This window comes from bacterium endosymbiont of Bathymodiolus sp. 5 South (assembly GCF_900128535.1).
GTDB lineage: Bacteria > Pseudomonadota > Gammaproteobacteria > PS1 > Pseudothioglobaceae > Thiodubiliella.
The window spans coordinates 1-8155 of sequence record NZ_FQTR01000085.1; the positions used below are offsets into that span (position 1 = coordinate 1).

Below are 8155 nucleotides of genomic sequence, written 5' to 3' on the forward strand. Positions count from 1 at the left end.
AATAAACAGTTGGGAAAATAAGGTTTTTTTGGACTTTATGAAAAAATACAGATAGTTTTGAAAATATTTTTGAAAAAAATCTAAAAATTGAAATTAAAGTGAAAAATTATGAGTTATGCAAAAGTCTCGATGATTGTATCATTGCCTCCCTTAATGTTAAGTTCTTTTTGGAACCTAACTAAAGCGCACGGTCGTTAATATAGACCGTAAAGACCTTTATAATACCTACTATGAAAATTGCTGTATTAATGGATGATATTGCTAATATCAATCCAAAAAAAGATTCTTCATTGGCTATGATGCTGGAGGCTATGCGTCGCAAGTGGGAGGTTTATACCTTGGATACAACCGACCTATTCGCAGATAAAGAGGGTGTTTATGCGCATGCTTCACCAACCACTGTAGCTGATAATCCTGAACACTGGTTTGAAAAACAACCCAGCCAAATAATGATATTAAGTGCATTTGATGTTATTTTGATGCGCAAAGACCCGCCGTTTGATATGAATTATATCTACGCCACTTATTTTTTAGAACAGGCAGAAAAACAAGGAGTGTTGGTTGTCAACAAAGCACAATCCTTGCGTGATGCTAATGAAAAATTATTTGCGCTGAATTTTCCACACTGTATACCCAAGACCTTAGTAAGTAGCAATCAAACACAAATTAAAACTTTTATTGCGACCCAACAAACTGTCGTAGTCAAGCCACTAGATGGCATGGGTGGGCGCGATATTTTCAAATTTGAAACAGGTGATAGCGAGATAGACGTCACATTAGAGCGTTTGACAAATAACAGTAGGCGTCCAATTATGGTGCAAGAATTTTTGCCTGAAATCCTCAAAGGTGACAAACGCATTTTATTAATTAATGGCAAACCGATTGATTATGCCTTAGCACGCATCCCTGCAAAAGGTAATTTTAAAGGTAATTTAGCTGCAGGTGCTTTGGGCGTTGGGCAGCCTTTAAGTAAACGCGACTATTGGCTGTGCGAACAAATAGCACCTACCTTACAAGCTAAGGGCTTAATGTTTGTCGGATTAGATGTGATCGGTAACACCATCACTGAGATTAATGTTACCAGTCCGACCTGCATTCGTGAATTAGACATGCAATTTAATTTAAATATTGCGGGTGTGTTATTTGATGCAATTGAGCAAAAAATTAAACCTCGGAAATAACCTCAAAATCATTCAAACTACCCGTAACAGCAAAACCAATAACTTTGCTTGTGTTTTGTGCCTTTTTGGGCTTGCAAGCAATTTGATTGGTGTTAAAGCCCCGTTTGCTACACCATTTTTCAAAACCAACAACACCTGACAACTCTTCGCCTGTGGGCTCAATAAAAAAAATCTTGGCAATAATCTGTTGAGTTTTTTCTTCAAGCTGATAATTTATAACTGCTATATCTTCATTAATTGCAGTGTAAAAAGTTTTTAGTGCAACCCCTATTTTTTTAATTTTGCTTGATTCAATCAGCGCTTTTAAATGACAATGAGCCATTTGTCGATTAATGTCAAAATGTGCATCTATATCAACGGACCTTACCGCGTCAGAATTTTTGATATAGTCTAGTATACGATGACGCGTATTAGACTTGTTGCCCTTGTTATTCATTATACAAATAGTATACAGTGCACTGTATACTGTTATTTCTACCAAGACAAAACTTAACTACTCGCTAACAAATATCTTGTTAATGCAACACCCAGACCTGCGGCCAATAATGATAACAATATATTGAATAAAATATTGATACTGGCTTGTCCATAATGCCCAAGACTCATCATCTCTACCGATTCCCAAGACAAAGTTGACATTGTGGTTAATGAGCCTGTTAAACCAATCAACAACATTAATCGGTATGCCTCATTAAGCGCTGCTTTTTCCAATATGACAACTGCCAAAATGCCTGCGACAAATGAACCAATAACATTGGCACTGAGCGTCCCATAGGGGAGGGCATTGCCAAAGGTTGCATTTATAAATTGCGTTAAATAATAGCGTATACTTGCGCCAATAGTCGCACCCAGTCCAATTGCCAAAACTGTTGGAAAAAAAGTCATTATTTACCCCTTAATTGTTTTAATTTTTCACTAATTTTAATCTCTAAACCACGCTGCGTTGGTGCGTAATAACTTTGTTCACCCAATGCTTCAGGGAAATAGGTTTGCCCTTTTGCCACAGCGTCTTGTTCATTATGTGCATAGCGATAACCTTCACCATAACCTAAGTCATTCATCAACCCAGTAGGGGCATTGCACAAATGCTTCGGCACAGGCAAATCTCCCGTTTCTTTTGCTACACTCATCGCTTGATTAAAGGCTTTATAAACTGCATTTGACTTAGGTGCAACGGCACAATACACCGCCGCTTGTGCAATGGCTCGATTGCCTTCTTTCTCGCCTACTCGCTCAAACACCTGCCAAGCATTTAGCGTGATTTCTAACGCCCTAGGGTCGGCATTACCAATGTCCTCTGAGGCGATGGCTAATAGCCGCCTAGCAATAGTTTTTGCATCGCAACCTGCCACCAACATTCTTGCCATCCAATACAATGCACCATCAGGCGAGGAGCCACGCACTGATTTGTGAAAGGCGGAAAGTTGTTGATAAAAAATATCCCCACCCTTATCAAAAACAGGGATTTTTTCTTGCAACAACTGCCCCACTGAATCCATATCTAGTGTGTCCAACTTAGCCAATGCAATTTGCTCAATAATATTAATCAATCGTCTAGCATCGCCACCACTAGCATTGATAACACTGTCTTGCGTGGGTTTATCTAGGGTTGTTAAATTTTCGTGCGTCAAGGCTCGTTGCAAAATTTGCGCCAACTCATCTGCCTTTAATGGCTCAAGCACATAAACACTCAGGCGAGAGAGCAAAGCAGAATTCAGTTCAAATGACGGATTTTCAGTGGTCGCGCCAATCAATGTAATGAGCCCTGATTCAATGTGTGGCAAGAATGCGTCTTGTTGCGCCTTATTAAAACGGTGAATTTCATCAACAAATAAAACGGTTTGCTGTCCGATATTTTGAAATTTTTTAGCATTTTCTACGACAATCCGCAACTCTTTAATGCCGTCTAATACGGCACTAAGCTGGGCGAAATGTCCATCAATTTGTTTACAAATAATACGCGCTAAAGTGGTCTTACCTGTGCCTGACGGCCCCCACAAAATCATTGAATGTAACTGTTTATTGTCAATCGCCTGCTTCAATGGGTGCCTATCACGCAATAGATGTGACTGCCCAAAGAACTCATCTAATATTTGTGGCCTTAAACTCTCAGCCAAAGGTTTTGATAAAGATTTCATAAGTTAATTTTTATCACTTTAAAATGTGCCTGTTGGTTTAAAATCAAGATGACCGATAGACCCCGTTGTTTTGCTAAAACTGTAGCTCTTTGGCTGCCCATTGCCATCATCGCTGTAGCGTAGGCATCTGCCACCATTGTTTGTGGATGGATGACGCTCACTGATGCCAAATCACTATTAGCAGGCAGTCCAGTGTGTGGATTAAGAATGTGCATATAACGCTTGCCTTGCCAGATAAAATAATGACGATAATTACCAGAAGTGGCAATTGCTTGATTTTTTAGCGTAATGGCAATTGGCGCTGCCTTGTGCGGATGTTCCACACCCACCGTCCACGCTTTTCCCTTATTACTGCCACCGCTTCGTACTTCGCCACCGATTTCTACCAAATAGTTTGTTGTATTGAACAGTTTGGCGATTTCATCTACGCCATAACCTTTGGCAATGGCTGATAGATCAATATAGATATCTCTAGTTTTTTTAACCCTCTTATTAGCGCCATCTCTGAGTGTTAAATAAGCCATTGAGCTGTTTGCAAGTGCTTGTTGCACTTGAAGTTGAGTGGGTCTTTGTGTGGTTTTATTAGCGCCAAAACCCCACGCATCAACTAAATGCCCAATGCCGGGGTCAAAATAACCCTGCGTTTGTTGATAGATTTCTTTGGCTGTTTTTAAAACATAAAACAACTCGTTAGAAACTTTAATCCACTCATTGACTGGCTGTTGATTAACAACAGATAATTCAGATTGAGTATCCCAAGTGGAAAAGATTTGATTGATTTGTATAAGCCTGTCATCAATTTTTTGTTGAGAGGCCGCATCATCGCCAATCGTTTTTACCGTATAAGTGGTGCCCATAGTTGAGCCAGTAAAAGTGTTGATTTTTTCACTCGCGCCACAAGCACTAAGCACTAAGACGATGCTAATAAGGTATAATTTTGCTATGCTTCGATCCATATTTCTCTTTATCTTCACAATTTCAGCAGGTTTAAGTCATTTAAGCCTTGCTGAGACAGATGATACCCTTCGCACCGATATCGCGCAAAACTTTGAAGCGTTCTTGGCAGATATTCGCATCAAAGCAATAAAGCAAGGTATCTCAGAAACAACACTAGAGCGTGCTTTTGACGGATTAACCCTCAACCCAAAAGTCATTCAATACGACCGCAATCAAGCAGAATTCACCTTGAACTTTTGGCGTTATATGAATTCAAGAGTGAGTAATAATCGCTTAGAAAAGGGTAAAGCTAAACTTAAAGAAATTCGCCCCCTGTTAGTGCACATTTATAAAAAATATGGCGTGCAGCCTTCAATCTTAGTAGCTTTTTGGGGGCTGGAAACCAACTACGGCAAACATGTAGGGAAAATGGCGCTTGTACGTTCATTGGCAACATTGAGCTTTGATTTGCGTAGACGCGAGTTCTTTACTAAGGAATTATTAATTTTATTCAAACTGATTGATCAAGAAAAACTACCACACAACGCACAAGGCTCTTGGGCAGGTGCAATGGGCGATACACAATTTATGCCCAGCAATGTTGCTGCTTATGGTGTGGATGCAGACAAAAATGGCAAATTAGACCTCTGGGACAGTGAGGAAGATATTTTTTATTCAAGTGCTAATTTTCTCAAGCGTATTGGTTGGCATAGAGGCGAGCTTTGGGGTCGTGAGGTAACAGTTCCTGAGGATTTTGATTTTTCATTGGCAGGCTTAAAAATCAAAAAAAGCATTAAGGAGTGGGTGTCTTTAGGGGTTAAACACGCAGATGACAAAAAAAATGCTCACCCATCGCCTAAAGCGTCATTGATTTTACCAATGGGACATAAAGGCCCTGCTTTTTTGGTTTATAGAAACTTCCGTGCCATCCTCAGGTGGAATCGTTCAATTCTCTACGCCTTATCTGTTGGTCATCTGTCTGACCGCCTTAATGGACAACCTATGCTTATTGCTGAGTCTACTGATGAGCCATCGCTCAGTCGTGATGATGTATTTACTATTCAAACCACGCTCAATGAATTGGGTTTTGATGCTGGCAAACCTGATGGGTTTTCAGGTCCAAAAACTCGCAATGCAACTCGTGATTATCAGCGTGCAAACAATTTAGCCGTTGATGGTTATGTTGGCTATCAATTATTACAACGATTAAAAAAAACAAAATGAACATCAAAACCTACCTAGGTTTTGATGTGGGTACAAAACGCACAGGGGTTGCGATTGCTAATAGCCTAACACACATAGCAAATGGCATCGGTGTGGTTGAAAACAACAAAAATGGTTCTATCAATTTTGTAGGATTTGATACAATTATTAACGCACATGATGTAGATTTATTTGTGGTTGGTTTGCCTTTTAATAAAGATGGCAAAGAACAAGAAATGACTTTTATTGCTAAGTCGTTTGGACGCAAATTGACCAACAGATACAAGCTAGAAACTGTGTTTATTGATGAGTATTTATCGTCATCTATTGCCAAAAAACAACTAAAATACAACCATTATCACCCGAATGCAAAACGCGGTGATGTTGATAAACGCTCAGCTGCGTTAATTTTGCAGACTTGGCTAGAGGACAATTAAACACTGATGAATAAAGATTTGATTAGTAATGACATTCAACTAAACTCCTCTGGCAAGTTGATCCATTTATTAGGTCTTGAAGGACTTTTTAAACATCATTTAACCCACATCTTAGATGTTGCCGAGGGTTTGCTTGATGCTCAGGGCAATCTAAAAAAATCCAAAGCGCTTGATGACATGAGCATTGCTAACTTGTTTTTTGAGCCCTCTACCCGAACACGAAATACTTTTGAGATTGCTGGAAAACGCACCAGTGCCAATATTATCAATGTTGATTTAGCCAACTCAGCCACCAAGAAAAATGAATCACTACTAGATACCATGCATACGCTCAAAGCGATGCAAATCGATATGTTTGTTATTCGCCACAAACAAAGTGGCTTGCCACATCATGTGGCTGAAAACATTGAGGGCGTCTCTATTCTAAATGCGGGCGATGGTATTAACGCTCATCCAACACAAGCATTATTGGATATGTTGACCATTCGCCAATACAAACAAAGTTTTGAGGATCTATCCATAGCGATTGTGGGCGATATCCTCCACTCACGCGTGGCACACTCTGATATTCAAGCACTCAAAACCCTAGGTGCACGCGATATTCGTCTTATTGCACCAGCAGGTTTGCAATATGACTCTAAGCAATGTGCGGCAGTTAGCTGTTTTGATCATATTGAAGAAGGCATCAAAAACTGTGATGTGGTAATGGTGTTGCGTCTACAAAAAGAACGCATGTTAGAAGCCGATATTCCTAATGAACAAGAATACTTTGACAGTTACGGCTTAACACCTGAACGCCTAGCATTGGCAAAATCGGATGCTATTGTGATGCATCCTGGTCCGATTAATCGTGGCGTTGAAATTGATTCCTCTGTTGCCAACGGCAAACAATCTGTAATCCTTCAACAAGTAAGCAATGGTATTGCGGTGCGTATGGCGGTGATGGAAATTTTAGCTGGGAAATCTTAATGGAAGATCTTATGACAGACAATAACCTCATTGACTACGACGAAGTCAAAGGCACTCTACACAACTTAAATACTGACGATACCATTGCCAGTGCACACGGAATCTTATGTGGTTTTTCCTGTGTTAAACCTGAGCTTAAGTTAGACGATTGGCTCAATGAAGTCTTGGTGAGTATTGATTTAACCAATGTGAATGAAAAAGAGGCTCACGAGCAATTAGCAAAAATCTACAACACCACACTATCACAACTTAGCGATGCCACACTCAACTTCCAACTGCTGATTGCCGATGAAGACTCTAAACTCAGAGAACAAGCTGATACCCTTATTCAGTGGTGTCAGGGGTTTTTAGTTGGCTTAGGTTTACAAAAAGTATCCACCACTGATGAAGATGTCTTGGAAATGATCAAAGACTTCAGTGAGATATCTAAACTTGATGGCGATGTTTTAGACGATGAGCAAAATGCGCAAGACCTCAGTGAAATTATTGAGTTTGTGCGTATGGGCACCTTGCTCATCCAAGAAACCCTACAGCCTTCCAAGCAAGACTACATCTCTCCAGACATGCTACATTAAACTTTATGGGTCATGACAACTTAAGCATGTTTAAAAACCTGTTAAAGTATCGTCATGAAAGTAAAAAACAAGCATGTAATTTGTTCTCGTATTTCAGAGGCTAAATTTAGGCAAATAATTTTGTTATTTTCTGAGGATTTGAGTGCTACTCAAATCTCTCATTTAACAAAATTAAGCAGACAAACAATTAATAGAGACCTTTGCATAAATATGAATAATCATCAAAACGCCATTTTTCACCAACTTGACAATTTTATGAAACACAGCCATAGCTTTGCTATGACTATATTTCATAAAATCACCAAGTCGGAAAAACTTGTCATTTTGCTAATAATCCCTACTTACGCAAAGGTCTCTAATAAATATTTGAGCGCTATTAGACTTAGAATTTTAGAGTTATCTCAACTTCAATCTGGGGCAGATTGAAGTTGACGAATCTTACTTTGGTGCACGGCGCGTCCGCGGTAAGCGCGGCTGTGGCGCCCTAGGAAAAACCATTGTGTTGGGTTTGCTAAAACGAGGAGATAAGGTTTATGCTGAAATTGTATCAGATTGCTCTGCAGCTAGGCTGCAGAGTATAATTAGAGGTAATGCGCATATTAATGACATAGAATCGTTTTGGGGTTATGCCAAAATTAGATTAGTAAAATTTAAAGGAATGAATAAAAAAATGTTTAATTTACACCTTAAAGAATGTGAATTTAGATTTAATAATC

Annotated in this window: 9 protein-coding genes and 2 pseudogenes; 7 read left to right on the forward strand and 4 right to left on the reverse strand. The window is 39.4% G+C overall.

Translation table 11 applies throughout. From position 1 onward, the window contains the following. Window positions 1-221: 221 nt before the first annotated feature. Window positions 222-1181: a glutathione synthase gene (gene gshB, locus BBROOKSOX_RS07780; protein ID WP_139660689.1), complete on the forward strand. Its 960-nt coding sequence runs from the start codon at window positions 222-224 to the stop codon at window positions 1179-1181. Here gshB and BBROOKSOX_RS07785 read toward each other — a convergent pair. Genes BBROOKSOX_RS07785 through BBROOKSOX_RS07800 form a run of 4 tightly spaced genes read right to left on the reverse strand, consistent with a single transcriptional unit; the run spans window position 1165 to window position 4275 of the window. Beyond that, on the reverse strand, window positions 1165-1617 hold the full coding sequence (locus BBROOKSOX_RS07785) for a hypothetical protein (protein ID WP_139660692.1): 453 nt from the start codon (window positions 1615-1617) through the stop codon (window positions 1165-1167). The two genes, gshB and BBROOKSOX_RS07785, sit on opposite strands and share 17 nt — an antisense overlap. Window positions 1618-1670: 53 nt before the next feature. Continuing rightward, complete coding sequence (gene crcB, locus BBROOKSOX_RS07790) at window positions 1671-2066, reverse strand: fluoride efflux transporter CrcB (protein ID WP_139660694.1); 396 nt, start codon at window positions 2064-2066, stop codon at window positions 1671-1673. After that, window positions 2066-3319, reverse strand: coding sequence for a replication-associated recombination protein A (locus BBROOKSOX_RS07795; RefSeq protein WP_139660697.1), 1254 nt, complete (start codon window positions 3317-3319; stop codon window positions 2066-2068). Before BBROOKSOX_RS07795 ends, crcB begins: the two co-directional genes overlap by 1 nt. After that, window positions 3316-4275 carry an FAD:protein FMN transferase gene (locus BBROOKSOX_RS07800; RefSeq protein ID WP_257607803.1) on the reverse strand — a complete coding sequence of 320 codons (960 nt, stop codon included), beginning with the start codon at window positions 4273-4275 and terminating at the stop codon, window positions 3316-3318. Before BBROOKSOX_RS07800 ends, BBROOKSOX_RS07795 begins: the two co-directional genes overlap by 4 nt. Here BBROOKSOX_RS07800 and BBROOKSOX_RS07805 point away from each other — a divergent pair. From BBROOKSOX_RS07805 to BBROOKSOX_RS07830, 6 genes and pseudogenes are all read left to right on the forward strand, one after another. Next, window positions 4262-5479, forward strand: a complete 1218-nt coding sequence (locus tag BBROOKSOX_RS07805; RefSeq protein WP_139660699.1) for a lytic murein transglycosylase — start codon at window positions 4262-4264, stop codon at window positions 5477-5479. The genes BBROOKSOX_RS07800 and BBROOKSOX_RS07805 overlap by 14 nt on opposite strands. Further along, the gene (gene ruvX, locus BBROOKSOX_RS07810) at window positions 5476-5895 is read left to right on the forward strand and encodes a Holliday junction resolvase RuvX (protein WP_139660702.1); all 420 of its coding nucleotides are present in this window, start codon (window positions 5476-5478) and stop codon (window positions 5893-5895) included. Before BBROOKSOX_RS07805 ends, ruvX begins: the two co-directional genes overlap by 4 nt. A gap of 6 nt (window positions 5896-5901) precedes the next feature. Further along, a complete protein-coding gene (locus BBROOKSOX_RS07815; protein WP_139660705.1) occupies window positions 5902-6864 on the forward strand; it encodes an aspartate carbamoyltransferase catalytic subunit in 963 nt (320 codons plus the stop codon). A gap of 11 nt (window positions 6865-6875) precedes the next feature. Then, window positions 6876-7439, forward strand: a complete 564-nt coding sequence (locus tag BBROOKSOX_RS07820) for a UPF0149 family protein (protein ID WP_139660707.1) — start codon at window positions 6876-6878, stop codon at window positions 7437-7439. Window positions 7440-7493: 54 nt separating this feature from the next. After that, window positions 7494-7628: pseudogene (locus tag BBROOKSOX_RS07825) on the forward strand (IS1595-like element ISBaz1 family transposase); the annotation flags it as partial. Window positions 7629-7694: 66 nt separating this feature from the next. Further along, window positions 7695-8155: pseudogene (locus BBROOKSOX_RS07830) on the forward strand (hypothetical protein); the annotation flags it as partial.

What these genes read in the sequence shown, in the direction of transcription:
- BBROOKSOX_RS07785 (WP_139660692.1), bottom strand. Translation starts at nt 1,617, where the DNA reads ATGAATAACAAGGGCAACAAGTCTAATACGCGTCATCGTATACTAGAC.
- crcB (WP_139660694.1), bottom strand. Translation starts at nt 2,066, where the DNA reads ATGACTTTTTTTCCAACAGTTTTGGCAATTGGACTGGGTGCGACTATT.
- BBROOKSOX_RS07795 (WP_139660697.1), bottom strand. Translation starts at nt 3,319, where the DNA reads ATGAAATCTTTATCAAAACCTTTGGCTGAGAGTTTAAGGCCACAAATA.
- BBROOKSOX_RS07805 (WP_139660699.1), top strand. Translation starts at nt 4,262, where the DNA reads ATGCTTCGATCCATATTTCTCTTTATCTTCACAATTTCAGCAGGTTTA.
- BBROOKSOX_RS07800 (WP_257607803.1), bottom strand. Translation starts at nt 4,275, where the DNA reads ATGGATCGAAGCATAGCAAAATTATACCTTATTAGCATCGTCTTAGTG.
- ruvX (WP_139660702.1), top strand. Translation starts at nt 5,476, where the DNA reads ATGAACATCAAAACCTACCTAGGTTTTGATGTGGGTACAAAACGCACA.
- BBROOKSOX_RS07815 (WP_139660705.1), top strand. Translation starts at nt 5,902, where the DNA reads ATGAATAAAGATTTGATTAGTAATGACATTCAACTAAACTCCTCTGGC.
- BBROOKSOX_RS07820 (WP_139660707.1), top strand. Translation starts at nt 6,876, where the DNA reads ATGACAGACAATAACCTCATTGACTACGACGAAGTCAAAGGCACTCTA.